Source organism: Xylanibacter sp., assembly GCF_057607445.1.
In genome coordinates this window covers 18,397-44,422 of record NZ_DBLZAX010000023.1, presented here as the reverse complement: position 1 = coordinate 44,422, position 26,026 = coordinate 18,397, and the positions used below count along the sequence as shown (strand labels likewise).

Annotated in this window: 28 protein-coding genes; 21 read left to right on the top strand and 7 right to left on the bottom strand. The window is 40.0% G+C overall.

What is annotated here, in order from left to right; genetic code table 11:
* Positions 1 to 210 precede the first annotated feature (210 nt).
* From ACZMIG_RS13815 to ACZMIG_RS13715, 21 genes are all read left to right on the top strand, one after another.
* Positions 211 to 1,605: a hypothetical protein gene (locus ACZMIG_RS13815; RefSeq protein WP_022163521.1), complete on the top strand. Its 1,395-nt coding sequence runs from the start codon at positions 211 to 213 to the stop codon at positions 1,603 to 1,605.
* A 146-nt stretch (positions 1,606 to 1,751) separates the two neighbouring features.
* Positions 1,752 to 2,324 carry a TerD family protein gene (locus tag ACZMIG_RS13810; protein ID WP_022163522.1) on the top strand — a complete coding sequence of 191 codons (573 nt, stop codon included), beginning with the start codon at positions 1,752 to 1,754 and terminating at the stop codon, positions 2,322 to 2,324.
* A gap of 3 nt (positions 2,325 to 2,327) precedes the next feature.
* Complete coding sequence (locus ACZMIG_RS13805) at positions 2,328 to 2,996, top strand: TerD family protein (protein WP_487889706.1); 669 nt, start codon at positions 2,328 to 2,330, stop codon at positions 2,994 to 2,996.
* A 2-nt stretch (positions 2,997 to 2,998) separates the two neighbouring features.
* Positions 2,999 to 3,637, top strand: a complete 639-nt coding sequence (locus ACZMIG_RS13800) for a stress protein (RefSeq protein ID WP_083610475.1) — start codon at positions 2,999 to 3,001, stop codon at positions 3,635 to 3,637.
* Between the two features lie 15 nt (positions 3,638 to 3,652).
* Positions 3,653 to 4,375, top strand: coding sequence for a TerD family protein (locus tag ACZMIG_RS13795; RefSeq protein ID WP_022163525.1), 723 nt, complete (start codon positions 3,653 to 3,655; stop codon positions 4,373 to 4,375).
* Positions 4,376 to 4,381: 6 nt separating this feature from the next.
* A complete protein-coding gene (locus ACZMIG_RS13790; protein ID WP_022163526.1) occupies positions 4,382 to 5,020 on the top strand; it encodes a vWA domain-containing protein in 639 nt (212 codons plus the stop codon).
* A gap of 61 nt (positions 5,021 to 5,081) precedes the next feature.
* Positions 5,082 to 5,720 (top strand): vWA domain-containing protein, encoded by a 639-nt coding sequence (locus ACZMIG_RS13785; protein ID WP_022163527.1) that lies wholly within the window; start codon positions 5,082 to 5,084, stop codon positions 5,718 to 5,720.
* Between the two features lie 13 nt (positions 5,721 to 5,733).
* Entirely contained in the window at positions 5,734 to 6,387 is a 654-nt protein-coding gene (locus ACZMIG_RS13780) for an AIM24 family protein (RefSeq protein WP_022163528.1), read from the top strand.
* Between the two features lie 14 nt (positions 6,388 to 6,401).
* Positions 6,402 to 7,448, top strand: coding sequence for a TerY-C metal binding domain-containing protein (locus ACZMIG_RS13775; protein ID WP_022163529.1), 1,047 nt, complete (start codon positions 6,402 to 6,404; stop codon positions 7,446 to 7,448).
* Positions 7,449 to 7,451: 3 nt separating this feature from the next.
* Entirely contained in the window at positions 7,452 to 9,020 is a 1,569-nt protein-coding gene (locus tag ACZMIG_RS13770) for a PP2C family serine/threonine-protein phosphatase (RefSeq protein WP_022163530.1), read from the top strand.
* A gap of 12 nt (positions 9,021 to 9,032) precedes the next feature.
* Complete coding sequence (locus tag ACZMIG_RS13765) at positions 9,033 to 10,532, top strand: helix-hairpin-helix domain-containing protein (protein WP_022163531.1); 1,500 nt, start codon at positions 9,033 to 9,035, stop codon at positions 10,530 to 10,532.
* Positions 10,533 to 10,536: 4 nt separating this feature from the next.
* The gene (locus ACZMIG_RS13760; protein ID WP_022163532.1) at positions 10,537 to 11,700 is read left to right on the top strand and encodes a DUF2569 family protein; all 1,164 of its coding nucleotides are present in this window, start codon (positions 10,537 to 10,539) and stop codon (positions 11,698 to 11,700) included.
* Entirely contained in the window at positions 11,700 to 12,737 is a 1,038-nt protein-coding gene (locus tag ACZMIG_RS13755; protein WP_022163533.1) for a PrsW family glutamic-type intramembrane protease, read from the top strand. Before ACZMIG_RS13760 ends, ACZMIG_RS13755 begins: the two co-directional genes overlap by 1 nt.
* 1 nt (position 12,738) lies before the next feature.
* Entirely contained in the window at positions 12,739 to 13,572 is an 834-nt protein-coding gene (locus tag ACZMIG_RS13750; protein WP_022163534.1) for a hypothetical protein, read from the top strand.
* 194 nt (positions 13,573 to 13,766) lie between these two features.
* A complete protein-coding gene (locus ACZMIG_RS13745) occupies positions 13,767 to 14,165 on the top strand; it encodes a hypothetical protein (RefSeq protein ID WP_022163535.1) in 399 nt (132 codons plus the stop codon).
* A gap of 33 nt (positions 14,166 to 14,198) precedes the next feature.
* Positions 14,199 to 14,624, top strand: coding sequence for a hypothetical protein (locus tag ACZMIG_RS13740; protein ID WP_022163536.1), 426 nt, complete (start codon positions 14,199 to 14,201; stop codon positions 14,622 to 14,624).
* A 103-nt stretch (positions 14,625 to 14,727) separates the two neighbouring features.
* Entirely contained in the window at positions 14,728 to 15,066 is a 339-nt protein-coding gene (locus ACZMIG_RS13735; protein WP_390891789.1) for an SPFH domain-containing protein, read from the top strand.
* 15 nt (positions 15,067 to 15,081) lie between these two features.
* Positions 15,082 to 17,766 carry a calcium-translocating P-type ATPase, PMCA-type gene (locus ACZMIG_RS13730; RefSeq protein ID WP_022163538.1) on the top strand — a complete coding sequence of 895 codons (2,685 nt, stop codon included), beginning with the start codon at positions 15,082 to 15,084 and terminating at the stop codon, positions 17,764 to 17,766.
* Between the two features lie 114 nt (positions 17,767 to 17,880).
* Complete coding sequence (locus ACZMIG_RS13725) at positions 17,881 to 18,357, top strand: DUF1810 domain-containing protein (protein WP_234983983.1); 477 nt, start codon at positions 17,881 to 17,883, stop codon at positions 18,355 to 18,357.
* A complete protein-coding gene (locus ACZMIG_RS13720) occupies positions 18,354 to 19,424 on the top strand; it encodes a hypothetical protein (RefSeq protein WP_022163540.1) in 1,071 nt (356 codons plus the stop codon). Before ACZMIG_RS13725 ends, ACZMIG_RS13720 begins: the two co-directional genes overlap by 4 nt.
* Positions 19,384 to 21,531, top strand: coding sequence for a hypothetical protein (locus ACZMIG_RS13715; protein ID WP_022163541.1), 2,148 nt, complete (start codon positions 19,384 to 19,386; stop codon positions 21,529 to 21,531). Before ACZMIG_RS13720 ends, ACZMIG_RS13715 begins: the two co-directional genes overlap by 41 nt.
* Before the next feature lie 62 nt (positions 21,532 to 21,593).
* On the opposite strand, the gene ACZMIG_RS13710 is transcribed toward ACZMIG_RS13715, so the two are convergent.
* The 7 genes from ACZMIG_RS13710 to ACZMIG_RS13680 all read right to left on the bottom strand — a co-directional run bounded on the left by ACZMIG_RS13710 (position 21,594) and on the right by ACZMIG_RS13680 (position 26,019).
* Positions 21,594 to 22,088 carry a PcfJ domain-containing protein gene (locus ACZMIG_RS13710; protein ID WP_487889707.1) on the bottom strand — a complete coding sequence of 165 codons (495 nt, stop codon included), beginning with the start codon at positions 22,086 to 22,088 and terminating at the stop codon, positions 21,594 to 21,596.
* Positions 22,089 to 22,100: 12 nt separating this feature from the next.
* Positions 22,101 to 22,868 carry a TFIIB-type zinc ribbon-containing protein gene (locus ACZMIG_RS13705; RefSeq protein ID WP_487889705.1) on the bottom strand — a complete coding sequence of 256 codons (768 nt, stop codon included), beginning with the start codon at positions 22,866 to 22,868 and terminating at the stop codon, positions 22,101 to 22,103.
* A 3-nt stretch (positions 22,869 to 22,871) separates the two neighbouring features.
* Entirely contained in the window at positions 22,872 to 23,294 is a 423-nt protein-coding gene (locus ACZMIG_RS13700; protein WP_022163543.1) for a PcfK-like family protein, read from the bottom strand.
* 19 nt (positions 23,295 to 23,313) lie between these two features.
* Positions 23,314 to 23,799, bottom strand: coding sequence for a hypothetical protein (locus tag ACZMIG_RS13695; protein WP_022163544.1), 486 nt, complete (start codon positions 23,797 to 23,799; stop codon positions 23,314 to 23,316).
* A gap of 383 nt (positions 23,800 to 24,182) precedes the next feature.
* Positions 24,183 to 24,725 (bottom strand): hypothetical protein, encoded by a 543-nt coding sequence (locus ACZMIG_RS13690; RefSeq protein ID WP_022163545.1) that lies wholly within the window; start codon positions 24,723 to 24,725, stop codon positions 24,183 to 24,185.
* A complete protein-coding gene (locus ACZMIG_RS13685; RefSeq protein ID WP_022163546.1) occupies positions 24,722 to 25,267 on the bottom strand; it encodes a topoisomerase C-terminal repeat-containing protein in 546 nt (181 codons plus the stop codon). Before ACZMIG_RS13685 ends, ACZMIG_RS13690 begins: the two co-directional genes overlap by 4 nt.
* Before the next feature lie 35 nt (positions 25,268 to 25,302).
* Entirely contained in the window at positions 25,303 to 26,019 is a 717-nt protein-coding gene (locus ACZMIG_RS13680; protein WP_394334110.1) for a hypothetical protein, read from the bottom strand.
* Positions 26,020 to 26,026 lie beyond the last annotated feature (7 nt).

Sequence of the window (26,026 nt, the reverse complement as noted above, 5' to 3'; positions counted from 1 at the left end):
TCTCTTAAAAAGAGAAGTACACTCAAGATGGTTAAAAACAACTTTTTCCATCTTTTCCCCAATAATAGGAAAGTATTATTATGGGAATAATATAAGAAATTAAAAAAGAAAATGCTTGAATATCAAAGTCTGACATGTAAAAGCGGCAGCTCTATTATTTAAGTCTTATCGAAATTTCTTTTACATCTTGGGTTAATAAACAAAAAAGATATGAGGCAGATAGAAAGAGCAAGTGTTGTAAGAATCGTCTCTGATTTAATAAAAGCAGATGGCATAATAGATATAAGGGAAATAGATTTTTTTGATGCCCTTAAAGAGAAATATGGCATTATAGAAGAGGATGAAATATTTGCTGAATCATGTACTTTGTCCCAATCTTTAAGTGTTATAGCCAATTTTGATGAAAAAGATAGACATTCTTTAATGAACGACTTTTGGAAGACTACCATGTCTGACGATTTTTGTACAAAAGAAGAAGCCTTATTACTACTTGCCTTACGCCTAAATCTCACTGTTAAAATACCTAATGAAGTTACTGTTCTTTCTGTTGAATCCTCTACATTAAATTTCGAGAAATCGCAGATTTTATATTTGGAAAGCGAATATAATAGTGTAACGAATAATCAAATGAAGCTATTGTATCGGGAATTATGTACGGAAGTGAGATTGGCTGGCTTTGAATTGGTATATCTACCCAAACTCTCAGAACACTATAATAGTATTTTGGAAGCCGATTTACTTCGGATTGCAAAGTTCCTTTATCCAAAAGTGAGTAATGAACGTATATATACTATTGTAAAACAGGTGCAAAATTTATCTACCGCATCTTTTTGCTGTGATCATTTGGCAACTAAATTATCTATTAAAGAACTTCGTGTTATCAATCCGTCATTTCTTATTAAAATAGGGGAATCGATTGTTAACGATAAAAATATCTCTAATTTTCTATTAGTAGAGATAGTGGATAATCCATTATTTACGATAAGAATGATCTTGGATTTATTTGCCGAGAGTTATCATAACCTACGTTTGAATTATATACAAGAGGACAAAGGAAGATTCGTTTTTACAGGTTATTATAAACTGATTTTTGATATCCTAATGCTAAGGAAAAGTGTAAGAAGTAGTGTTGTGGTAGATCCTATGCGAGAACGAATATATTTTCCTGAAGCGGATGTTATGTTAGAGAAAGTACATAGACGTGAGAAAGCTCTATATGCTTTATTTCTAATGGAGTCTGCCAGTGGAGGAATTAATTTCAATCAGCCGCAATCTCCCAAACAAATGGAGCGATATGAGAAACGCATGAAAGCAATTATACATAAGTATCAATTAATTTATAGAATGTTCGGAGGAGATGAAGATAAAGCCCCTAATATTGGAGTTCCAGAAATTCGGCTTCCTATGATAAGTTTATTGAAACGGCAACTCTCAAAATTAGATAATGTGCTGTACCATGTAGATGACTATATGATACAACGGAATATATATGGTAATTATGCCGTGAATATATCTTCTTCATTATGCCTTTGTTGTGGGGCTGAGAAAAACGATATCAAACTCTTCACTGAATCGGAAGATTGGATAAAGATAGCGGCATTATAGGTAGTGGTTAAATAGGGTTCAAAGGTTGCAACCATAGTTCTTGTATTTCGAGTGATAACAGTTGTAACATTTCTGAAACCAAGAATATAAGAGAAGTCATTTATAATTTTGCATCAAAAGAAATTCAAAATTAAAACAACAGTATTATGATTAATCTTGAAAAAGGACAAAGAATCAGCATGGACAAAGGTCTTACGCTGGTGGGCGTTGGTCTCGGATGGGATCCCAATAAAGGAACAGGCTATGATTTTGATTTGGATGCTTCGGCATTTATGCTTGGTAGTGATGGGCAAGTTCCAGCACAAGAATATTTTGTGTTCTATGGTAATCAAAAATCACCCGATGGTTCTGTAGAATCGAGTGGTGATGATTTAACTGGAGGAAACAGCGATGGTGGTGATGACGAGACATTAAATGTTGATTTAACCAAAGTTAGCTCAAATATACAAGAAATTATATTTACTGCAACTATTTATAAGGCAGAAGAACGTAGGCAAAACTTTGGACAAGTACGCAACTCGTATATTCGCATATATGATGCTAAAACAAATATGGAAATCGCTCGTTATGACCTAGATGAGGATTTTTCAATTGAAACAGCTGTAGAATTTGGGCGTTTATACCGTCGTGGTACTGAATGGAAATTTGAGGCTATGGGGACAGGTAATAAAGGAGGAATGCAATCACTCGTTCATAAATATGCGAGTAAATACGAATAACCCATGGCTATCAATCTTGTAAAAGGACAACGGGTAGAAATAGACAACAGCTTATCCCACTTGAAAGTAGAAATGGGCTGGAAAGTCAATCCCAATGCCAATCCGCCTTATGATTTGGACGCTTCTACATTTTTGTTAGGTAATAGCGGACAAATTGAACATGAGTACAATTTTGTATTTTACGGTTCTTCAAACAAAGTTCCTGCTTTGGATAATGAAGAAAAACAAATATATGACGGGAATGGTAATCCTGTCTATCGCCCATGCTCAGTAGATAAAAGTGTGCTTGGTTCTATTGACGATCTTGGTGATGATGAAGACGATACAGGTGAAGGAAGCGAAGAAATTGATGTTGACTTGACTAAAACATCTTCAGCTGTAAAAGAAATACTCTCCACTGTAAGTATCTATTGGAATCCTAATAACCTCAATGACCCACGTCGCAAATATAATTTTGGTCAAGTTCGTGATGCTTTTATCCAGATTAAAAATGCACTAACTGGAGAAATAATTTGCCGTTATGATCTAGATGAAGATTTTTCTACAGACAAAGGCGTTGAGTTCGGCCGATTGTATCGTCGTGGAACTGAATGGAAATTCCAAGCTGTTGGGGATGCTCATACGGATGGACTTGAACCTATTTGTAAGAAATATGCTTCTAAATTTATGTAGACATGGCTATCATTCTTGAAAAAGGTGGGGATACACATCGTATCAATTTGGAAAAACGCGCAGGTAAACCTCTGATTGGTGAAATTGTCGTCAATCTTGATTGGAATAAAGGCGGTTTTTTCAAAGGCCTATTGGGTAAAGCTGTAGATCTTGACCTTGGCTGCTTTTATGAATTGTGTAATAGACAAAAAAGTTTAATAGACGGTTTGCAATTCTCACATGGTCGTGGTGGCGACCGCCATCATGTTACCCGTCAGGGTTGCTACGATAATGCGCCTTATATATGGCATCAAGGGGATGACAGAGGTGGTGGTTCTTCATCCGGTGAAACAATATTAATTAATTCTGCCGGTGTAAATAACATCAAGCGTATCATTGTCTATACTTTTATATATGAGGGTGTTGCAAAATGGTCTGAAACAAATGCTGTAGTCAAGGTTAAAGTTCCAGGTTATGAAGATATTGTCGTAGAAATGGGACAGCAATTCAGTAACAAAAAGTTTTGTGCAATAGCAGAACTCAACTTTGGAGGTGATAATTCCATAACCGTGAAGAAACTCGTTACATTTCATGATGGTCATCGTGACTGTGATATGCAGTATGGATGGGGGTTCAATTATTCACCGGGTAGTAAAGATTAATAAAATAAAAAAATTATGGCAATAAAACTTGAAAAAGGACAACGTATCAATCTTGAAAAAGAATCTGGTGCAAAACTCACAAATTTTTGTGTGGGATGTAATTGGGGAGCAATAGAAGTCTCTAAAATGAAAGAAATTGTCGTAAATGAGGGCTTCTTAGGATTTGGACGAAAAACAGAAATGCGTCCTGTAAAAGAAGAAATAGATGTAGATATTGACTTGAGTTGTATCATGCTTGATACTAATGGGAAACTTGTTGATACATTATATTCTCCATTATACAAAAAAGAGTTCTTCACTTCTGCTGGCTTGCCTATAGGAAAAGATTGGTCAACTGATAAAGCTATGTATCATACTCCTGATGATACAGAAGGAGACAAAGGTGGAGATGATGGATTAGACAATGAAATAATAACTGTTGATTTAACAAAAGTAAATCCTCAAATTGACCAAATCTTTTTCTTTCTAAACATTTATTCACCTAAAAACATTGATTTTCAGAAAATTCCTTATGTGGCTATTCGCATGTATGAAGGAACTCCAGAAAAAGTAACATCAGTTTTTGCTCAGTATGATGTTGCAAAGAATGCTCAGTTCACAGAAACCGATGCTCTTATAATGGGAAAACTTTATCGAAGAAGCAATAATTGGAAGTTTGCTGCAATAGGTGATGCATATAGAGATAATAATGATCTTCGTAAAACAATCAAACGAATCATAGAAAACTATTCAAAATAACGAACAATGAGAAGATTACCTGTTTATCTGTTGCTCGATACATCGGGTTCGATGTACGGAGAGCCTATTGAAGCTGTAAAGAATGGCGTTCAGACTTTGATCTCTACGCTTCGAAGCGATCCTTACGCATTGGAAACTGCTTATATCAGTATCATAACATTCAATTCTTCGGCTCAACAAGTAACACCGCTGACAGAATTGGCTGCATTCCAGCAACCTAATATTGATGCGAGTGGTTGTACTGCTTTAGGAGGCGCATTAGATCTTTTAGCCAAGAAAATTGATAGTGAGATTACCAAGACAACCGCAGAAGTGAAAGGTGACTGGCGGCCTTTGGTTTTTATTATGACTGACGGTGTGCCTACCGATGATATGTCGAAAGGACTTGCTGAATTTAAGAAACGCAAATGTGGTATGGTTGTGGCTTGTGCAGCTGGACAAGGAGCAAGTACAGATACCTTAAAGCAAATCACAGAAAATGTGGTTCAACTGGATACTGCGGACAGTGCCACAATCAAAGCATTTTTTAAGTGGGTATCTGCCAGCATCAGTACAAGTAGTAAATCTGTTGAGGAAACGGCGGCAGAAGCTACTACAATGAGTGAACTTCCACCTCCCCCTCCAGAAGTAAACATTGTTGTATAATGGACATTGACCCGAAAGACATTGATAAGTCAAATGCCTTTCGGGTATAAAAACTAAAATCATGAGTAGAAGATTACCAGTATATATTCTTATAGATACAAGTGGTTCCATGAGGGGTGAACCTATTGAGAGCGTCAAGGTCGGACTTTCAGACATGATTGCGTCATTAAGATTGGATCCCTATGCATTGGAAACAGTTTGTGTTAGTATTATTACGTTTGACAGTAAGGTTGAGCAAATTCTTCCTTTGACAGAATTGGAAAATCTCCAGCTACCTGATATTCATGTGCCAGACTCAGGTGCTACATTTCTGGGAGCAGCATTGAATTTGATGTGCCAACGTTATGATGAAGAAGTCAATATGGGATCACGTGAGCAGAAAGGAGATTGGATGCCTATAATGTTTGTTCTGACAGATGGGAAGCCTGCAGATTTAATGGCATATGATGAAGCTATACAGAAAGTGAAACGCCATCAGTTTACTAATATCGTAGCTTGTGCAGCTGGCCCGAAAGCAAAGACAGAACCTTTGAAAAAGCTTACCGACAATGTATTTACGCTTGATACAATGGATAGTAATACATTCAAGAAGTTTTTCCAATGGGTAACTATCAATGTACAACAAGGAGGGCGAACAATGGGTGTGACGGATCAGGTTGAATTACCGCCTCCACCAGCAGAAGTCAACTTGGTAATTTAATAGAAACAATGATATGAATTGCAAATTTGTTGGATATGAATTTAAGACACTTGAAGTCTCATTGGCTCCAAGAGAGGAATTTTATGCAGAACGTGGCAGTATAGTTTATGTAGAGGAATCATTGCAGCGCGAAGTTGAATTTACAAATGGTGGTACCGGTTTAGGAACTATTATTGGTGGAGTGGTTAAATCAGCTTTGTCTGGCGAGTCCATATTGATTATCCGTTTTTCTAATCCAACGAATACGGAGAAGAAACTTGTGTTGTCAGGTTCTTCTTGTGCTTTACTTCCTGTTAAATTACAAGGAGAAAATCTTATATGTCGTCGAGGACATTATGTTGCTTCAACTGGTCGGGTATCCTTGAACCTCAATCTGAATCTCCAAGGTCTACTTGGAGGTATTGGACTATTTCAAAAAATTGAAGGTAATGCAACCGTCTTTCTCAATTCGTTGGGAAATCCCATTGAAAAGCAGTTAAGGAATGGTGAAACTATAGAAGTGGATGAAAATCACATCATTGCCTTACACGGATTTTCTTCTTCACAGATACAGGCAGGATGGTCTGTCGGTAATGTTTTGCGAGGAGAAGGATTAAGTCTTATGAAAATAACAGGACCTGGGAAAATCTATCTCAGTCCTTTACCTATAATTATCAATCGAAATTAAATTAGTATAAAACAATGAGAAGATTACCCGTATATTTCCTTGTTGACGTTTCAGAATCAATGGTTGGTGCCCCTATCCAACAAGTTCAGGATGGCATGAGAATGATTGTACAGGAATTGCGTACAGATCCCTATGCTCTTGAAACTGCGTTTATATCTATTATTGCTTTTGCAGGAAAGGCAAAATGTATTTCACCGTTGACAGAGTTATATAAGTTTTATCCACCTATATTTCCTATAGGTGGTGGCACGTCTCTCGGTGTTGCTCTGAATTTCTTGATGGATGATATGGATAAGAATTTAGTTAAAACCACAACGGAGCAAAAAGGGGATTGGAAGCCGATAGTTTTTCTTTTTACTGACGGTACACCAACTGATAATCCATCTTCTGCTTTTGCTCGCTGGAACAATTCATATCGCAGAAAGGCAAATATTGTAGCCATATCCATTGGAGACAATGTAAATACTCAACTTTTAGGACAAATATCTGACAATGTACTTCGGCTAAATAAGACAGATGATATATCATTCAAAGCGTTCTTTAAGTGGGTGACGGCTTCCATTAAGGCTACCAGTGTATCAGTGACCGATGTAGGAGATGATGATGTAAAATTGGCTTCTACCAATGGTATTAATTTGGAAAAAGTTGATACAACCAAGCCCTGCATGGTGGATGAAAATTATGTAGTATTGCTTGGTAAATGTTCCAATACCAAGAGACTTTATTTGGTTAAATATGCAAAGCATCTTGCTAATATAGAAGGGCTTGAAACTCTGAATATAAAAACAACAGACTTCAAACTCGTGGGAGCCTATCCTATTGATGAAGAAAATTACAATGATTTGAGTGATGGAAAATCGAACCGTAATATCAATACGATGTCATTGCGGGGTGTGCCGACTTGTCCCTGTTGTGGAAATCAGCTCGGAGTAGTAGTTTGTGAATGTGGTAACATTATGTGTTCGGGCGGTCAAACGACAGCTTGTCCTTGGTGTGGTATGGAAGGAACTTTAGGTGAAATTGCTGAAGGAGGAATAGACATTACAAGAGGAAGGGGGTAAAATATGGATATTGATAAAATCATAGACACTCTCATTGGAAATAAAGATGATAAGAAAGTAGAAAATTTTCTCCGTTTTTTGTCAGACAAATTGTGGAATTTATACAATGACTATCTTATGGATAAAATAAAAATGGCAGAGAATAAAATTGTGTGGGATCTTAATATACCTAATGCAAAGGAAAATCAGGAATATGAAGTGACTGTAGATATGCCTGTTTTAGATCCCGATGGATTAGACGGTATGGAGATTGTTCTCGTAAGCGTATCTGGACTCGATAAAAATATTCATGGGTTGAGCCTTGTAACAGCTGCAGATGGGAAGTCTTTTACTATCTCAGGATGCCCGTCTTTGGAATATTTCCGTAAAAATGGTGCAACAGCTCAATCAACATTTGATTTGATTATACGCTATCAGTTTGTAGGTGTGGATATGCCAGAAGAACATCCTATTTTGGAACGGAAAGTGCCTTTCGTAATTAATCAAGATCCTCGTAAATTGTGGAAAGACCTACCTGTGGATTGGGGAAATATGCCTGAACCAAAGTATCAAAATAATGATATTCAGGTAGAGTATATAAAAGTAGAAGCCCTTGCTGACGGAACACCTCAGAAAGATATTGTGGCAGCCAGTAAGCGTGGACGTAGCCATGCACAAGAAGCTAAACCTCGCGATGACCATTTCAAAATGGCTCATATGGACAATGGATGGTATGTTATGGCCGTAGCTGATGGTGCCGGTTCTGCTAAATTTTCACGTGAAGGTTCTCGTATTGCATGTGAGGAATCAGTGAACTATTGTATTGTACAACTTAATGGCAATAAAGATTTTGAAAATGCAATATTGAAATACAACGAACAGATGGGTGACGGCGAAAGCGATGCACGCAAACAAGTTGGAGATCATATATATAAGATTGTTGGAACTGCAGCGTTTAAGGCTCATCGTGCGATTAACGCTGAAGCGGCCACCGTCAACAATCAACCTAAACAATATGCGACAACACTTTTGCTTGTCATTAGTAAAAAATTTTCTTTTGGATGGTTTCTAGCTTCATTTTGGGTGGGTGATGGTGCAATTTGTCTTTATGACAAACATACACATACGGCTAAAATACTTGGTGTACCGGACGAAGGAGAATTTGCAGGGCAGACTCGATTTCTCACCATGCCGGACATTTTCAAGGATGCCAAAAGTTTATACCAGCGACTTCGTTTCAATATAGTAGATGACTTCACCGCTCTTTTTATGATGACAGATGGTGTAAGTGACCCGAAGTTTGAAACAGATGTCAATCTGAACAATCCTGACAGATGGGATGCTTTGTGGAACGACCTTAAAGAGAATGGAGTGGAACTTACTGACGACAACGAATCATCAAAAGAGCAATTATTGAATTGGCTTGACTTTTGGTCGCCAGGAAATCACGATGACCGCACTATTGCCATTTTATATGAGGGTGAAGAGACTGATCCAAAATGTGAAGAAGTAACAGAACAAATGGCAAAAGAAATCTCCGATACAAATGAAACAGGAACTATTTCTTCTGATAAAATCAATGTAGAATCTTAAAAGGAAGAAGTTATGGCTAATATAATTAAACTGACTGCATCCGACGGTTCTACCGTTGAGTTCTATGACGAGATTAAGGCTCAAGGCGGAGTTAAGGATGTATATTTCTCAACCGATAAAACTTATGTTGTGGCATTCTACCGTAATCCTACAAATGCCAACGACAAAGCCCGATTGGAAAACATTGTTGGGGTGTATCGCGAAAAGATTTTCGTTCAGAACTCAGATGGAGATTACTGGAATGACATATTTGCATGGCCTACTAAAATGGTGGAATGGAAAGGACTCACGGGTATTGTTATTCCTTTCTATAACAAAAAGTTCTTCTTTACAGGAATTGATGCCCAATGGCCTTTCATTAAGAACGGTCAGGAAAAGAACGGCAAATGGTTCTCTTCGGCAAAACTCATCAACAAGTTCGTTCCTGCCGATCAGAAAGGTACATTTCTGTCGCGTTTGCATATGTGTTTGAAGATAGCACGTGGTATTCGCCGCATACATGCCGCAGGACTAGCTCATTCGGATCTTTCCTACAATAATGTACTTGTTGACCCCCTTTCTGGTTCGGCCTGCATTATTGATGATGATGGATTGGTTGTACCCGGCAAGTTCCCGCCAGAGGTGGTAGGTACTCCTGGTTTTATAGCACCCGAAGTTCTCGCCACAAAGACACTAAAAATAGACGATCCAAAAAAAAATTTGCCTAAGATTACTACAGACCGCTACGCACTTGCAGTACTCATCTATACTTTTCTGCTCAACCGCCATCCTTTGGACGGTGGAAAAGTGTGGAATATAGACGATCCACAAAAAGACGATGATATGCGTTATGGAGCAAAGGCCTTGTTCATTGAACATCCCACTGATTCTACCAATCGCGTTAAACCTAACCAGCTGGCACCGTCCCAATTGCCACAAGGCGATCCAAATCGGCTCCCCTATACTATTTGTGGTCCGTATTTGAAAAAATTGTTCGACAAAGCATTCATTGATGGGCTGCACAATCCATCTATGCGTCCCAGTGCGGCTGAATGGGAAGATGCACTTATCAAGACATGTGATTTGGTACAGCCATGCCAAAATCCAGATTGTCAGGCTCACTGGTATGTTTTCGACAATACTACCAAGCCTCACTGTCCGTTCTGTGGTAGAGAATATAAAGGACAGCTACCAATTCTTAACTTTTATTATGCACCTGCTCATGGAAAGTTCATTTCGGAAAACTATCGCTTAATGATTTATGATAAGCAGACTCTTTATCGGTGGCACTCCAACAACTTGGTATCAGCAAATGAAAAGACAAGCGATAATGATAAGAAGCCAGTCGGAGACTTTCATTTCCATAATGGACAATGGATACTTATCAATAGGCGTCTCCCTGATATGCGTGACATTACTGAACAAAAAGATATTCCAATCGGCGGATATGTTCCACTTACAGAAGGTCGGCAGATTCTCCTTGACAAAAGTCAAGGAGGTAGATTAGTCATTGTTCAACTTGTTAATAATTAGATTTATGGCTATAAAGGATCAATGCGAACAATGCAAGAAATATAATAGTACTTGTATAGAAAATATAGAATTTAATGGGCAGTCATGTGACCATTATATAAAGCGTATAAATTTGGAGAAAAAAACAAATCAAGTCATACATGACAATGCAAATTTCAATCAACAGGAAAAAGCATCGTGCCCTCAAATAGATTATCCTAATCCCAATGATAACATTCATGGATGGTTAGGATTTCTACTTTTTTCCATTGGTCTTGGTGGTCTGGTAAGTGCTTTATATCCTATACTTACTTATAATATAGAAGAATATGGGAGTCATTTTTTAGCACTTGCAGATGTGTTTTTGGGTATAATGTTATTAGCCTTAGCCATTTACACTATCTATGCTTTCCTCCAAAGAAAGCCAAATGCAGTTTATTTAGCCAAGGTATATATAGCTGCTGTCTTTATATCAAATGTTATAACTCTATTTAGTGGTGAATTTGAGGAATCTGGTATGGGGAGTATGCCTCGTCTTATACGTTCTTTGATATGGAGTATCGTTTGGTTCTTGTATCTGACAACTTCTAAGCAGGTCAATAATATCATTCCAAAAACATACCGTAAAATATATAGTCGTGACTATTATATTACAGCAGCATTTGTTATAGTTCCCCTATTTATGCTTGGCATTGGTATCGCAGATATACAGTCACAATACGATAAAAAAGAAGCTCAATTCATTTCATCGGTAGATTTAGCATATAATGAATACACAGATGGACGCATAGTGTTCACAAAACCTGATGGATTTATATGTGAAAAACAAGAAATAGATGAACCCAAAATCACTCTGTTTGATTTGGAACTTAGTGATTGTGCTTGGGTAAGAATATGCAGCGATTATGATTCCGATATTACAACCGATAATTTCAATTCTTATTGGGAAAATTGGAAAGACTCAGAACTTGAAAAATATTCTTATAAGGAAATCCTAAATGAAAAGCGTTTTGTTAATGACAATCCATATTTTATTAAAACGATTCAATATGAAACAGAAACTCCTATTCAATGGCATTATGTGCTATTATTTAATGAACGAACGGAAAAAGTTTGCGTAGTATCATATTATCAAATTGGGGATGGTTACAACTATCTTGATACATTATTAAAATCCATCCGTTTCTAATGGTATATATTGTACGAAATAATCAAGATTATGGCCCATACGATGAGAATACTCTCTTGTCATATGTAAACAATGGGCAAATTTTACTTCATGACAAAGCTAAAAGTGTATCTACAAATGAAGTAAATACAGTATATTATTTTTTGCATAGGGCTGGATTGAAGCCAAAAGTATCTCATGGTGGCGATTTAATAGCACAGCTACGCAAAATAGGAACAGAACTTATTATACCAAAGAATAGTTTTATCAACAAGCAATGGCTTTCGGAGAAACGCTTGTTAACCTTGGCTATAGTTGGATTGTCTCCTAGTATGTTAATGGTTATACCAATGTGGAATTTTGGCGTATTCTATGCGATTGCTTTGTACTTTTCATGTATATGGGGACTTTTCTTTTATTACCTCTTCAAGACACCGCAAGTATCTATAAAGAATACTATTTCAATATTCTTCTTGACTCAGTTATTCGTATTTGTCGCCTGGGATGTATTAGGTATTCCACGTATAAATCCATTCTATAGATTGATAGATTTATCTTTCCCTTTGAATCTATTTGGATATACCTTGGGAGTCGGTTTAATGGAAGAATTGGCTAAAGCAATTCCTCTGTTTGTTATTTATAGAAAAACAAAAGAACCGTTATTGCCACAGACATTAGTATATTATGGCTTAATGTCAGGTATTGCTTTTGGCGTTTTTGAAGGAGTACAATACCAAATGGAAGTAAATACTCAATTGGATTATACCGGAGCATTTTTTATGAATATAGCTCGTTTAACAAGTCTTCCTTTTCTTCATGCTATTTGGTGTGGTATAGCAGGCTATTTTATAGCCTTTGCAAATTTATATCCCAAATATAGAATATCCTTGTATTTCTTAGCAATTGCAATTCCAGCCATTATTCATGGTTTATATGATACATTCTGTGGAAGCTCATTAGGAATGTTAATAGCATTGCCTATTACTTTTATAGGAGTTATCATGCTTATGACTTACTTAAAACAAAGCGTAAATTATCAATCAAAACTTCGAAATTAATATGGGAAAATGTAAATATTGCCATAGAGATGCGGGATGGTTTCAACATTCGCATTCAGAATGTGAGAAAAAATATAACGACGGGAAATTAAAACTTCGCAATATACTAATGTCTTGTTTCTCTAATCTTCAGGATTTTTATTGTAGAGAACAAGAAATAAATGAAATAATAAGTAGTTCATACATTGATGAAGCAACAAAAGAAAAAATTTTTGTAGATGTATTAGACGATGTAATAGAGAAATATCTTGAAGACAATATTATAAATGATGCAGAAAAACAAAGTGTAGCCCGTTTTATACAATTTTCTCAAATTCCACAAGCGATACTTAACCAGCATCATTCCATAGAAAAAATGTTGCAAGCAGATGTTATTCAGGATATACTGAATGGAAACAAACCATCACCTAAAATAACTATTGCCGGAAACTTTCCATTTATGCTTTCAAGAAATGAAACTATGATATGGTTATTCCGAGACATAATATTCTATGAGCAAAAAATAAAAAGAGAATATGTCGGAAGAAGTAGTGGTATTAGTGTAAGGGTGGCGAAAGGTATTTATTATAGGACAGGAGGCTTTAGGGGACACCCGGTAGAAACTACTTATATGCAGAGGATTTCAGTAGGTAGTGTTTGTCTGACAGATAAACATATTTACTTTTCTTCGCCAGAGAAGAGTTTCAGATTGTCATTTGATAAAATTATAAACATTGATACATATTCAAATGGAGTTGGTCTACAAAAAGATGGGGCAAACAGCAAACCTATATTCTTGGAAGGAATAAATAGTTGGTTTGTGTATAATGTAATAATGAATTTAAGACATGTATAGAGGCATAGATGTAAAATATTACATTTCTGAAATATAGTCGTAACATGACGATGTTATAACCTTGCAACCCTTTAGCGATAGCAATAATGTAAAGGTGTTGTAATGTTTTGGAAATCCAAAAACTCCGTAAAGTTGAAACTAACTTTGCAGCATCAAAAGGAAATCAAATGTATAACAAATAAAATTCGAAGAAAATGAAAAATATTATTTTGACAGCAGCAATTGCTATTTGCGCAACTTTTGGAGTTCACGCTCAAAATATCTACGGAACTTCGTCCAAACGTAATTCAACCTCTTCATTGAGTATCGGCACAACGAATAGTTCTGTAAGATACCAACAGGGATATACCCGAAAGGACGGTACTTATGTACAAGGGCATTACAAGACATCTACTAATACGACTAATCATGATAATTTTTCAACCAGTGGAAATCTTAACACTTTTACGGGTACTATTGGAACCCATGCCCGTGATTACTCTTCCAATGCATACAATTATGGATCAGGTCGCACTATTCATACCGGTAGTCGTGGTGGACAATATTATATAAATAGTAAGGGTAACAAAACATATGTACCTAAGAGAAGATAATTTATTTCATAAAGCATAATAAACGAGGGAAATATGAAAGTAAAATTTTTATATGTTGTGTTTACTATGATGTTATTAGTTGCACCAACAGCTATGGCTCAATCTGTGTATGATTATGAGTATAACAGTCAAAAGAAAAACGCTTCGATCACATTTAGGAACAGTTCAGATTATACAATGACATTGAAGGTTATCTACTCTTTTGGAGGACTATATACGACTGTGTCTTTACCTGCACATTCATCAAGAACGGTAAACTTTAATAAAAGTGGCACATTTAAGCTGAAAATCAAAGCTACATCCTCATACGGACAATCTTCATATCACGATGGGGGAAAGTTCTCTGTAACATCTACTGAAACCGAATGGACGGAAGGAGAAATGGTTTTCAAAATGTCAACATATGGCAGTGGTCTTGGGCCATCTATATCAGCTAAAGAATTTGAAAGTAATGAATAAGTATTAATATTGATATCGTATGAATATGGATTTAGATTTCACCCCCAGTCTTATTAAAAAAGCATTATGGGGAATTTTAACAGTAATATTATTAACGGTAAGTATGGCTTTTATCAAACCTTGGTATAATGTTTGGTCGCAGGAAATGGAAGGTAAAGCAGAATTTGCCAAAGCCGAACAGAATCGTAAAATAAAGATAGAGGAAGCACGAGCAAATCTTGAAGCAGAGAAATTGAATGCACAAGCAGAAATAGAGAGAGCTAAAGGGGCTGCTGAAGCGATTAAAATAGAGAACGGTAGTATTACTCCTACTTACATCCAATATCTTTGGGTTCGCCAACAATCAGATTTGAGCGATAAGACTGTAATATATGTACCAACAGAATCAAATTTACCTATTCTTGAATCTGCAAGAATAAATCAGATACCGAAGAATAATTAATTTATAAAGAATAATATGGAACAAAAACATCATTTCACAGGCTTAACCGATGCCGAGGTGCTCGAAAGCCGTAAAAAACATGGCGCTAATATTTTGACACCTCCAGAGAAAGACCCGTTATGGAAACAATTTCTTGAAAAGTTTGGCGACCCTCTTATCATAATTTTGATGATTGCAGGTGTGCTTTCTATTGGAATCTCATTTTATGAATATTTTGGATTGGGAGAAGGTGGAGAAGTCTTCTTTGAACCGGCAGGAATTTTTGTTGCTATTCTGCTTGCTACTGGTTTGGCATTTTATTTTGAGCTCCAAGCTGATAAAGAATTTACAATTCTTAATCAAGTAAACGATGATGAACCTGTTGAGGTAATCCGTAACGGGAATGCCACACAAATACCTCGAAAAGATGTTGTTGTAGGCGATATAGTCATTCTTAATACCGGTGAGGAAGTTGCTGCTGATGGCGAATTGATAGAAGCTGTACAATTACATTTGGATGAATCCACCTTAACTGGAGAACCTGTATGTGGTAAGAGTATCAATGAAGAAGAGTTTGATAAGAATGCTACTTACCCAACCAATCATGTAATGAAAGGTACAAAGGTAATGGAAGGGCATGGTATATTCCGTGTACTTGCAGTTGGTGATGCAACCGAACAAGGCAAAGTGTTTGAGGCAGCACAGATTGATGACAGTGTGAAAACTCCGCTTAACGAGCAACTTGACGGATTAAGTGCTTGGATTACCAAATTGAGCTATGGTTTTGCTGCATTGATTATAATTGGACGTATTGCAGGTTATTTAATCAGCAACGGAACAGATTGTTTTGGCTCAATGGAACAAATTGCTCCTTTTATAGCATATGTTCTACAAACATTGATGATTGCCGTTACATTGGTTGTTGTAGCGGTACCTGAAGGGTTGCCTATGGCTGTTACACTCTCATTGGCATATTCTATGAGAAGAATGCTTCGAACAAATAATCTTGTTCGTAAAATGCACGCTTGCGAAACAATGGGAGCAACTACCGTAATTTGTACAGATAAAACAGGTACACTGACTCAAAATCAAATGAAAGTGGACGATATAAAAGTTTATGCAGATAATATTTCCGATAGTGTTATCAACGAAGGAATGGCAGTAAACTCCACCGCATCTATTGATTTCTCAGACGTCAAGAAACCTCAAGTACTGGGTAATCCGACAGAGGGGGCATTACTACTTTGGTTAAACAACAAAGGGGTGGACTATCGTATGCTGCGTGAAAGTGTAAATGTTGTACAAGAACTTCCATTCTCTACTGAGCGTAAATATATGGCTACTGTTGTTGAATCTGCTGTCATACCAGGCAAGAAAATACTTTATGTGAAGGGTGCTCCGGAAATAATCTTTGACTTATGCAAAGTCACCAATGTAGATAAAACTATTGTTGATAAGCAGTTAATTTCCTATCAGGAACGAGCCATGCGTACACTTGGTTTTGCCTATCAAGTGTTGGAAAACGATAATGCTGTGATTGAAAATGGCAAACTGGTTGCTACATCACTTCATTTCATTGGTATTGCTGCTATTGCAGATCCTGTTCGTGTAGATGTCCCTGATGCAGTAAAAGAATGTTTGGATGCAGGTATAAACATAAAGATTGTAACTGGTGATACTCCGGGTACGGCAAAGGAAATAGGTCGTCAAATAGGTCTTTGGACTTCTACAGATACAGAACGCAACATCATTACTGGCCCCGATTTTGCTGCACTTACAGAGGAACAATTGCTTGACCGTGTACAGGATCTAAAGATTATCGCCCGCGCACGTCCTATGGACAAGAAACGGTTGGTAGAAGCCTTGCAAAAGAAAAATCAGGTAGTAGCTGTTACTGGTGATGGAACAAATGATGCACCTGCATTACATACTGCTCATGTGGGACTGTCAATGGGCGATGGTACATCTGTTGCCAAAGAAGCATCTGACATTACCATCATCGATAACTCATTCTCAAGCATTGGTAAGGCTGTGATGTGGGGACGTTCACTCTATCAAAACATTCAGCGTTTCCTGTTATTTCAACTTACTGTAAATGTAACAGCTTGTTTCTTAGTTCTTTGCGGCGCATTTATGGGAACAGAAAGTCCATTGACTGTAACTCAAATGTTGTGGATAAACCTTATTATGGATACTTTTGCAGCAATGGCATTGGCATCACTTCCTCCTTCAGAGAGCGTAATGCAGGACAAACCCCGCGACCGTAATGCTTTTATTCTTAATAAATCAATGATTGCTAACATTATCGGTGTAGGTGGATTCTTTTTTGCAATGTTACTCGGTTTGCTTTATATATTCCAACACGCAGACATTCACCAACTCACAGATTTGTTATCACTTCAATTGGGTGAAAAAGGCCATGTATCTACGTATGAGTTGACTCTGCTCTTCACTATTTTTGTGATGACCCATTTCTTCTATCTCTTCAATGCGCGTGCATTCGAGACTGGTCGTAGTGCTTTACATTTCAAAGGTTGTAAGGGATTACTTATCATTGTGGCTATTATCATGATAGGGCAAGTGGCAATGGTGGAAATACCTGGTATTCAACAATTCTTCAATGTTCAAGGATTGAGTTTGCAAGATTGGATAATTATTATTCTTGGTTCCTCCCTTGTACTTTGGGTACGTGAAGGATGGCATCTGATAACTAAGCGATAACTAAATATTACGGGTTGGAATAGCTCCATACATCATACCGGGGTTATTCCAACCCTTTAATTTTATCTAAATATGGTAAAAATCAAATACAGGCATTCCTGATTCTCCTCCTTCATGGAAAAGAGCTATTGGGTATTGCATAAGCAAAACAAAGATATGGAGCAAGATAACTATAATCTTCAACGCTTTATAGAAGCACAGGATTTGATATATCCAATAGTTCTCAAAGAGTTACAGGAAGGCAGGAAACGAGGGCATTGGATGTGGTATATCTTTCCGCAACTCAAACAGCTCGGGTATTCTTTTAACTCAAAGTTTTATGGAATATCCGGAATAGAGGAAGCTACTGCATATTTAGGAAATCCAGTTCTCGCCCAACGGTTAAGAGAAGTTTCAGAAACAATACTTCATCTTTCTACCAATGATGCTGTTGAAGTATTCGGAGGCATTGACAGCCGTAAACTCTGTTCCTGCATGACGCTCTTTGACATCGTTTCGCCTGATGAAGTCTTTGCCCGAATTATAGACAAGTATTTCAATGGGCAGCAAGACAAATGTACAATTAAAATAATCAATCATTTGAGTACATGAAACACCTTCTCTTATTTCTCGCTTTATTTGCAATACTCAGTGGCTGTCGCCATGTAAATAAAACAGATTTTTCTCATGAAGAGAAAAATAGTGTGTATTATTGGAAAACAGTATTTGCACCGGATTCGTCCGATTTCGCATTCATGCGCAAGCACGATATTGGACGTATTTATTTGCGTATGTTTGATGTGTCGGTTGATAACGTTGGTACGATTGACGGAAACCGTACTGTGCCAAATGCCACTATGAGGATTCCGGAAAAGACTTATTATATATTAAACGATTCTTTGGGCTTTATAGAATTTGTTCCTGTGGTGTATATTACATTGGATGCAATGAAAGATGCAAAAGGACATGAAGGACAGTTGGCCCAAAATATCGTGACGCGCGTCAAGAATATGTGTTCATATAACGGATTGTCAAATGTGTCCGGCTTACAGTTGGATTGTGATTGGACAACTTCTACTGAACGTTCGTTTTTTGCGTTATGTGATTCTGTCCGACATGAAATCCGCAAGCAGAACCTGACTTGGAATCTTAATTCGACAATCAGACTACATCAACTGGCACAGAAGGTTCCACCGGTTGATTACGGTGTGCTGATGGTTTATAATACCGGAGATTTCAGTGACCCGGATGCGGCAAATTCCATCTTAGACCCAAAAGATATAAAGCCATATCTGAAATATCTGAGCGATTATCCATTGCACCTTGATGTAGCCTATCCCACCTATTCATGGCAGTTGTTGTTTCATAAACGCCAGTTTGTCGGTCTGTTGAATGGGATAAACGTACAGGATTCCACTAAGTTCAAAAACACTAAGAATCATCATACTTACCAATGTCTTGAAGATATTCCTTATAAAGAAATGATAATCCGGAAAGGAGACGAGATTAGAGTAGAAACCTCCAAATATCAGGACATAATAAGCGTAAAGTCCATGATAGAGCAAGAGCTATCCAATAATCCGTACAGTAATATTTTATATCATTTCGATTTACGCAATCTCTCAAAATATACAGACGATGAAATCAAAAAAATACTCTCTACTTCTGAAGTTAAGTAGCATAGTAATAATAGTATTTTCCGTATCATTCCATGCCAATGCTTGCGGTCCGTATCCTCCGATAATACCAACACCCAAGTTCTTCACATCCAATTGGGACGGCTTGCTTACTAAAGACTTTTACAAGCAGGAGAACTTGCGGTTGTGGCAAAAACTTACTTCTGAAAGAATACCATTAAACGACATTGAGCAGGCGGTATATAAAGATAACAGTGATACAGTCAATGATATAATGTTCAGTTATGACGAAAGTGTAAGCACGGATAATTTATTCTATATCTATCTGAAAAATACTCACGATTCGGAATTAGCTGATTTTTTGAGTACAGCCAAAGAGTTGGAAAAACGCAGAAATGAAATCAATTCACCGTGGTACTACCCATCATCCAGAGATTCAAGTGATGTAACAGGTGATTTCCAGGATATAATTGACAAGTGCAAGAGTTACACCGGAACCCGCATCAAGGACCGTTATGCCTTGCAAGTGGTACGGGCACTTTTTGCTTCACGTTGTTACGATAAATGTGTGGCATATTTCAATGAGGCTTTTCAGGAAATTTCTGATGACAACCTGTTCAAGCGTATGGCACAGGGGTATGTAGCCGGATGTTGGTACCGGCTGGGAAATGTTGATATGGCAAATGAATATTTCGCCCAATCTGGTGATTTTTATTCTATCAAAACCGACAATCCTGTTGCGTTCATGGCAGAACGCAATCCAGACAACCCGGAATTATTATCATACATCCAGACTATCTCAAATGATTCTGCCGAGTTTTGTGCAATAAAATCTGTTGCAGAAAATGTGCTAAGCAAGAAGAAAGTAAACAATCGTGGTGACTGGGAGTTTGCTTTGGCATATATGTACGGAGAGTTTTACTCTGACAGTCGCAAAGCCTCGCAGTATATCCGTAAGGCTTTGCGGCACACGTTTTCATCAGACGATTTACACGACCATGCCCGTGCCTATCGCATGAAGATAGATGCAGAGAACGATGATAATTCATCACTTTTGTCTGATTTGAAATGGATGGAATCAAAGATTGACATATTTTTGCCAGATGCTGTGGAATGGAACAGAATGATGCAGAACATAGTTTATGCCAGCCTGATTCCGAACTTGTGGAATAATAAGGACTATACTACAGCTATATTACTATGCGGTTATGCAGACAATCTGCTTGCCACCAAGCAACGCCATGATGAAATAGAGACAGATTATACATGCGCTTTTTGGGGAGGAGCTACCCAAACACAGACAATTGAAGAAATGAGAAGAAGTGAACGATTTTGGAATACGCAAGATTACAGTTCTCTTTCTTTTCAGTTGATGGGGTCTCTTTCGTCCAGTCAACTTATAGACGTGAAGCGGGGTATTGCTTCTGAAAATAAATTGTTTACTTATCTGAAAAAGTATATCCGGCACGATTCAGACTATTTCAATGAACTTATAGGGACTCTTGCCCTCCGTGAGGAAAACTATCAAAGGGCTGTCGGATATTTTACCAGTGTTTCTGATGAATATTTGCAAGCCATGAATGTATATAAGGGAGGCTATCTTAATCGGAATCCTTTCTATGCTTATCCGGACAGATGGTCTAAAAGCGGAGAATGGGAATGGGAGGCACAAACTGTCAATAAACCATTGCAAGACTCCCAAAGAATTAAATACAGGTTTGCCAAAAGAATGTTGGAATTGCAAGACCAGATGAAATACGGAAAGACTGCCGACATACGAGGTATGGCACGGTTCAAATATGCCATAGGCCGTCGTAATTCTTTTGAAGAGTGTTGGGCTTTAACCCAATATTGGCGTGGAGAATATATCGGCTTGTTTGAGCCTCGATTGGATTATTGGTCAATTGATTATATAAAAGGTTATGATGACATCCTATACGATTACAAGCATTCTGTCGGGCATAAAAAAACAGAAGAAATCTATCAGGCAGAAATTAAAAAGGCTTTGGAAATGTTCCAATCTGAGGAAGCTAAAGCCGAAGCAGAATATATATTGGGTAATCTTCGCACAATTATAAAGTGTTATGGTAATACCACTACTGCACGATACATCAAGAAGTCTTGCGATAATTGGCATTCCTGGTTATGATGTAAAGGCACTCCGTTCCACGCTTCCCAGCGTAGAACGGGGTTCGGAACATATATCAGAAATCATGCTGTTTTTCTTGCCTCCAGGAAGCGGTGTGCGTTATCATTGACCAATTTGACAATTCGTTCGTGATATTCCGTGTTGGAGTTGCACACTCCACGGCTCTGTATCACCTTACCCTCTTTCAATGAGAACTCCACGGTCTCTATGCGGTTGCCTTGTCGGTCGTGTGCCGAAAGGATAATGCTGTCCGTCTTTGCATAATATTCACACTGGAACACACAATGGTGCATGTGTTCGCCCTCCTCCTTGTAGGCTTCAATGGTGTCAAGCACGGAAATCTCAATGTCGCTGTCGCTGATGACAATCCCGAAGAAACAGGACTTGTCCCTGTAAAACTCGGCTTCATGCTCCTTGGCTCTCTGCATCCGCTCCCTGTTCCTGCGCCTCTCCTCCATGCCGTTTACTTTGGCCAGCCACCTGTCATGCTCGGCTTTGAGGTTTATCGGGCAGATATACCTCGGGCTGCGTGTGTCCTTTCCGCACCGTTCAAGCAGACGGACGGTGTCTCACCACATGCTGTAATCAACAGGCCGGTAATGATGCCGTGATGCAACCTTGTATGACTGCCAGCACCTGTCCAGCTCGAATGTATTGCTGACGAAATAGGCAACCGCCTTGCGGTCTTTGGTTTTCATCATGGTTTCGATGCGGTGGTCTGACAAAAGAGCCTTTGCAAGACGCATGGGGTGGCAGTCGGGAAGCCTGCCTCTCATGCCGTTGCGTCTCAGTCCTGCCGTGACTGAATAACGGGGATAGACATACGTGTTTGAGATAACCCAATGCACATCGGACATTTGCCTTAACTCAATATCGGTCATCCAGTTGAAGCTGTCCTGATAATAGCCTATCGTCCTCGCCCTTGAAGTGACGGCAGTCTTTCCGTCCCCACCAAGCCACAGACGGCACACCTCCCAACAGGTAGTTCTCATTGGCTCGCCTTTCCTGTAACAGACATTCAGCAGGAACACACGCTGCACCTGCAACCCGTCAATGGCTTCAAGAGTGGAAAAATAGCTTGTCTCCCTGCATTTCCGTTTCATCGTGTCAGTAACCTGCAAGCGGTGTCCGCAATGGGGGCAGCGTACAGACTTTCCTTTTCCCTTGTAGTCAAACTTTCCTCCGCAATCGCTGCACGTGCATTTGTGGCCGGAAGTGCGGAAAGCAATATGCGATACCACGTTTTTGACAGCCCACTCCACGGCTTTCGGGCTGATGGCGGACAGCCCCTCGTTGGAGGCTGCCACCGTCTTTTCAAATTTCGTTCTCGGTTTCATGGCTCAAAAATCAAAAAGTGAGAGTTCGGGTTGTTTGGGTTCGGGCTTCTTTGCAGCCTTGGGCTTGGAGTTGCGTTGCTGCAACTTGCGCATTTCCTCGTCCTGGTAGCGTTTGAGCGCAATGGCTCGCTGTTCCGCCTTTTCCTCCTCGGTCAGTTCAATGTGGTGATTGACAACGACCGAGCAGTTTATTGGCTTGCCGATGTCCAGTGTCGGCTCGTCTATCGCATGGACTGCCATGGAATAGATTTCCTCGTCTGCAAAGCCACAACAGCCGGATTTCTGCACTTCGTTGAGTATGAACGTAACCACATCGTCAATGGTGCGTGTCGTGGTCTCGTATTTGGCACGGAAGAGTTCGTCCTCTTTTGCCCTCTTGTCAAGATAGTTCCTGATGATTTCCTTGAAATGTTCCGTTCCTTTCATGATGTTTCCGTTTTAAGTATTAGAAGCGATAGCCGATTACCGCCCCGATATATAGTTTTTCCCCTGCTGCAAGCGTTTCAACCAACCGCATGAGTTCCCTTGACCGTTCAGCCGTTCCGTGTCCGTCACAAAACTCCGTGATGAAAAGGCAGTCCGTGGCGAGCGGATTGAGTATGGCTTTCTGAAGGTGGTAGGCAGTCCCTGCCCATTCCATGATGTTCTTCTCGGTGAGTGCGTCCGTCCGTTTGCGGATAAGGTCAAGATAAGTCTTTCGCCACTCCGTGAAGCCCCCGTTATAGGCCAGCGTCTCGTCCGCATTGAGGGTAAACATGCCCTCGGGCAAAATGCGCCCCGCAAGGTTCTTGATTTCCCTTTTGCGGTCTTCGTTGTCAATCTCGCAGGTGTAGTCCATAAAGACCATGTCGCCCTGTCCCACGTGTTCGATGCCGATATACTCCCTTTTTTCTATTGGTCTGTTGCTGAGTTGAAAAATAGTGCTAAACATAATTTTAATATATTTATGTAATTCTTAATTCTTTTCCCTCTTGTCTGAAGCCTTACGGCTTCTCGCATCCGGGGGATTTTTACGATACTTACCCACACGGAGGGCTTGAAGTGGCAAAAGGCGGACATGGCAAGCGGAAAGCGGACGGAATACCCAATTTGGCACAAATTGCGGAAGGCTGCCGGTCGTTTTCCGTGCGGCCAAGCATAGCGGTGTTTGCCGTCGCCACGGCCCTCCGTTATTTTGTATCGGAAAATCCACGGATGCGCCAAGCCTTGAGGCAGACAGGGATGTACTTGTATTCATTCAGTTAATGACGGCACAAAAAAATCCCGACACCGACGTGCCGGGACTCTGAAAGTGTACATAAAATTAAAGTATGCTTAAACCAATGGGATCTCAAACGACTTGATTACGCAACGGGCCTCCTTGTCAAGAATGAACCAGTATTCGGAGCGGTAGGGTTTTCCTTCCGCCGTTTTCGCCTCGAACTCAATCTTGACTTTCCACCCGTTGAAAGGTTTTAGGGTCTTGCCGTTCTGACCACCGGGAATTGTGAGCGACCGCAGGACGGCCATAGCTTCCATCTGCCGCTCCATCAGCCCGGCCATATCCCTGTTGTCCGGGTTAAAATTCTCCAGCCCATTCGTCTCTTTCATTACTTTTTCGTTGATTTTCATCATCGCCATGGAGAGTGCCATCTTTTCCTCCATGTTCACGTACTCCCTGCCGAAGACGGAATCCGCCTTGCTGATACCGATGACCCTGACGGATTCGGGGTTGTCCACCGAGGCTTTCAGCGCAAGCTCCGCCACCTCCACGGCTCTCTTGCCGGGGTTGTCTGGCCGGAACATGAAATAGAACACGCCGCCCCAGAAGAGGATGCCGGTAATCAGTATCACAATTAATAACGTACCCTGTCTCATACCTTGATGATTTGAAGTTTGTCGGGAGACACTCCGAGCCGCTTACGGTACACGGTGCCGTCCTCCCGGTACATTTCCAGTTCGGATGCCGTAATCTGTTTCTCGCACAGCTCTTTCGCCTCGTCGAGTGTAAGCTGGTGCCCTCCGATGTTCCTCCAGATGGAGAATGAACACGGTGCGGATTCGTTGTTGTAGTTGGAGCAGTTGAACGCCCGGCTTCCGACACGTATCTCTCCGCCGCAGTGCGGGCATTTGCCGATGACCGGCTGCATCGGCACGCTGCCGTCGTCCGCCAGCTCCAGCACGGTCGGGAACGCCTTGCCCTCCTTGGAGGTGAAGCCGTCCAACAGGACATGCCGTTTCTCCAGCAGTTCCGTGATTTCCGCATCGTTCATCTTGCGGTTGCCGATGATGCCGTTGATGTTCAGCACGCAGGACGGCTGTTCCCCGATGTTATGCTCGCAGCGGTAGCCCTTGCAGGTCTTTACCACGTTCCCGCCGCACAGGGGGCAGCGTCCGATGATTCTTTTTTCAGTTTCCATGATTGTTGATGTTACTTTGTTATTTTTTTATCTTTTCAGAAACCCCGGTTCCATTCGGCCACGATGCCGCCGACGATGTTCTTGCCGGACATCACGCTTGCCCAGCTTTCCGGGTCGAGCGAGAACCAGAGGTCGTTCCACGAGAGCGTTCGCACCTGCCATGCCAGTATGAACAGGTCTGTGTTGACGGCCTCCAGCCTCGTCACCACCTCGTTGGCGATGTAGTAGCGTTCGGAGGAACTCAACAGGTTCACCTTGTGCTTCCCGTTCTTGCCGTCCGTGCCGCCCACGTCATAGCTTCCCGATGTCACGAGCTGTTTCATGAACGGGTAGAGTGCAGCCATCTGCGTGGCGGCATCCGCCAGCTCGTCCGACACCAGTGCGGCGATGGCCGTGCCCTTGAGGTTTCCGCCCACCGATTTCAGGAGCAGGTCGCAGTTCCTGGGGATTTCCGTCGTCACCAGTTCCCCTGCACGTTTGATCTGGTACAGGTTCTGTACCGCACCCTGGGCATTGGAAAGGTATTCCAGCATTTTGTCCTCCACGTTATGTACCCGGTCAAGAGCCACTGTTACGGCGGTCTCTGCCGCAATGATTTTCTCCTGCCTTTCCTTGCGCTTCTTGTGGATGCTTTTCAGCTCGGCTGTCTGCGCGATGACCGCCCCGGTCAGTGCCGGGTCGGTCTGCTGGGCGAATACCGGCAGATTTCCTGTCATGCAACCGCAAATGACGGCGATTATTTTCAGTTTCATTTTCAAT

Bases quoted from the DNA above. Each gene is read 5' to 3' on its own strand.
- ACZMIG_RS13815 (WP_022163521.1), top strand. From the start codon at position 211: ATGAGGCAGATAGAAAGAGCAAGTGTTGTAAGAATCGTCTCTGATTTA.
- ACZMIG_RS13810 (WP_022163522.1), top strand. From the start codon at position 1,752: ATGATTAATCTTGAAAAAGGACAAAGAATCAGCATGGACAAAGGTCTT.
- ACZMIG_RS13805 (WP_487889706.1), top strand. From the start codon at position 2,328: ATGGCTATCAATCTTGTAAAAGGACAACGGGTAGAAATAGACAACAGC.
- ACZMIG_RS13800 (WP_083610475.1), top strand. From the start codon at position 2,999: ATGGCTATCATTCTTGAAAAAGGTGGGGATACACATCGTATCAATTTG.
- ACZMIG_RS13795 (WP_022163525.1), top strand. From the start codon at position 3,653: ATGGCAATAAAACTTGAAAAAGGACAACGTATCAATCTTGAAAAAGAA.
- ACZMIG_RS13790 (WP_022163526.1), top strand. From the start codon at position 4,382: ATGAGAAGATTACCTGTTTATCTGTTGCTCGATACATCGGGTTCGATG.
- ACZMIG_RS13785 (WP_022163527.1), top strand. From the start codon at position 5,082: ATGAGTAGAAGATTACCAGTATATATTCTTATAGATACAAGTGGTTCC.
- ACZMIG_RS13780 (WP_022163528.1), top strand. From the start codon at position 5,734: ATGAATTGCAAATTTGTTGGATATGAATTTAAGACACTTGAAGTCTCA.
- ACZMIG_RS13775 (WP_022163529.1), top strand. From the start codon at position 6,402: ATGAGAAGATTACCCGTATATTTCCTTGTTGACGTTTCAGAATCAATG.
- ACZMIG_RS13770 (WP_022163530.1), top strand. From the start codon at position 7,452: ATGGATATTGATAAAATCATAGACACTCTCATTGGAAATAAAGATGAT.
- ACZMIG_RS13765 (WP_022163531.1), top strand. From the start codon at position 9,033: ATGGCTAATATAATTAAACTGACTGCATCCGACGGTTCTACCGTTGAG.
- ACZMIG_RS13760 (WP_022163532.1), top strand. From the start codon at position 10,537: ATGGCTATAAAGGATCAATGCGAACAATGCAAGAAATATAATAGTACT.
- ACZMIG_RS13755 (WP_022163533.1), top strand. From the start codon at position 11,700: ATGGTATATATTGTACGAAATAATCAAGATTATGGCCCATACGATGAG.
- ACZMIG_RS13750 (WP_022163534.1), top strand. From the start codon at position 12,739: ATGGGAAAATGTAAATATTGCCATAGAGATGCGGGATGGTTTCAACAT.
- ACZMIG_RS13745 (WP_022163535.1), top strand. From the start codon at position 13,767: ATGAAAAATATTATTTTGACAGCAGCAATTGCTATTTGCGCAACTTTT.
- ACZMIG_RS13740 (WP_022163536.1), top strand. From the start codon at position 14,199: ATGAAAGTAAAATTTTTATATGTTGTGTTTACTATGATGTTATTAGTT.
- ACZMIG_RS13735 (WP_390891789.1), top strand. From the start codon at position 14,728: ATGGCTTTTATCAAACCTTGGTATAATGTTTGGTCGCAGGAAATGGAA.
- ACZMIG_RS13730 (WP_022163538.1), top strand. From the start codon at position 15,082: ATGGAACAAAAACATCATTTCACAGGCTTAACCGATGCCGAGGTGCTC.
- ACZMIG_RS13725 (WP_234983983.1), top strand. From the start codon at position 17,881: ATGGAAAAGAGCTATTGGGTATTGCATAAGCAAAACAAAGATATGGAG.
- ACZMIG_RS13720 (WP_022163540.1), top strand. From the start codon at position 18,354: ATGAAACACCTTCTCTTATTTCTCGCTTTATTTGCAATACTCAGTGGC.
- ACZMIG_RS13715 (WP_022163541.1), top strand. From the start codon at position 19,384: ATGAAATCAAAAAAATACTCTCTACTTCTGAAGTTAAGTAGCATAGTA.
- ACZMIG_RS13705 (WP_487889705.1), bottom strand. From the start codon at position 22,868: ATGAAACCGAGAACGAAATTTGAAAAGACGGTGGCAGCCTCCAACGAG.
- ACZMIG_RS13700 (WP_022163543.1), bottom strand. From the start codon at position 23,294: ATGAAAGGAACGGAACATTTCAAGGAAATCATCAGGAACTATCTTGAC.
- ACZMIG_RS13695 (WP_022163544.1), bottom strand. From the start codon at position 23,799: ATGTTTAGCACTATTTTTCAACTCAGCAACAGACCAATAGAAAAAAGG.
- ACZMIG_RS13690 (WP_022163545.1), bottom strand. From the start codon at position 24,725: ATGAGACAGGGTACGTTATTAATTGTGATACTGATTACCGGCATCCTC.
- ACZMIG_RS13685 (WP_022163546.1), bottom strand. From the start codon at position 25,267: ATGGAAACTGAAAAAAGAATCATCGGACGCTGCCCCCTGTGCGGCGGG.
- ACZMIG_RS13680 (WP_394334110.1), bottom strand. From the start codon at position 26,019: ATGAAACTGAAAATAATCGCCGTCATTTGCGGTTGCATGACAGGAAAT.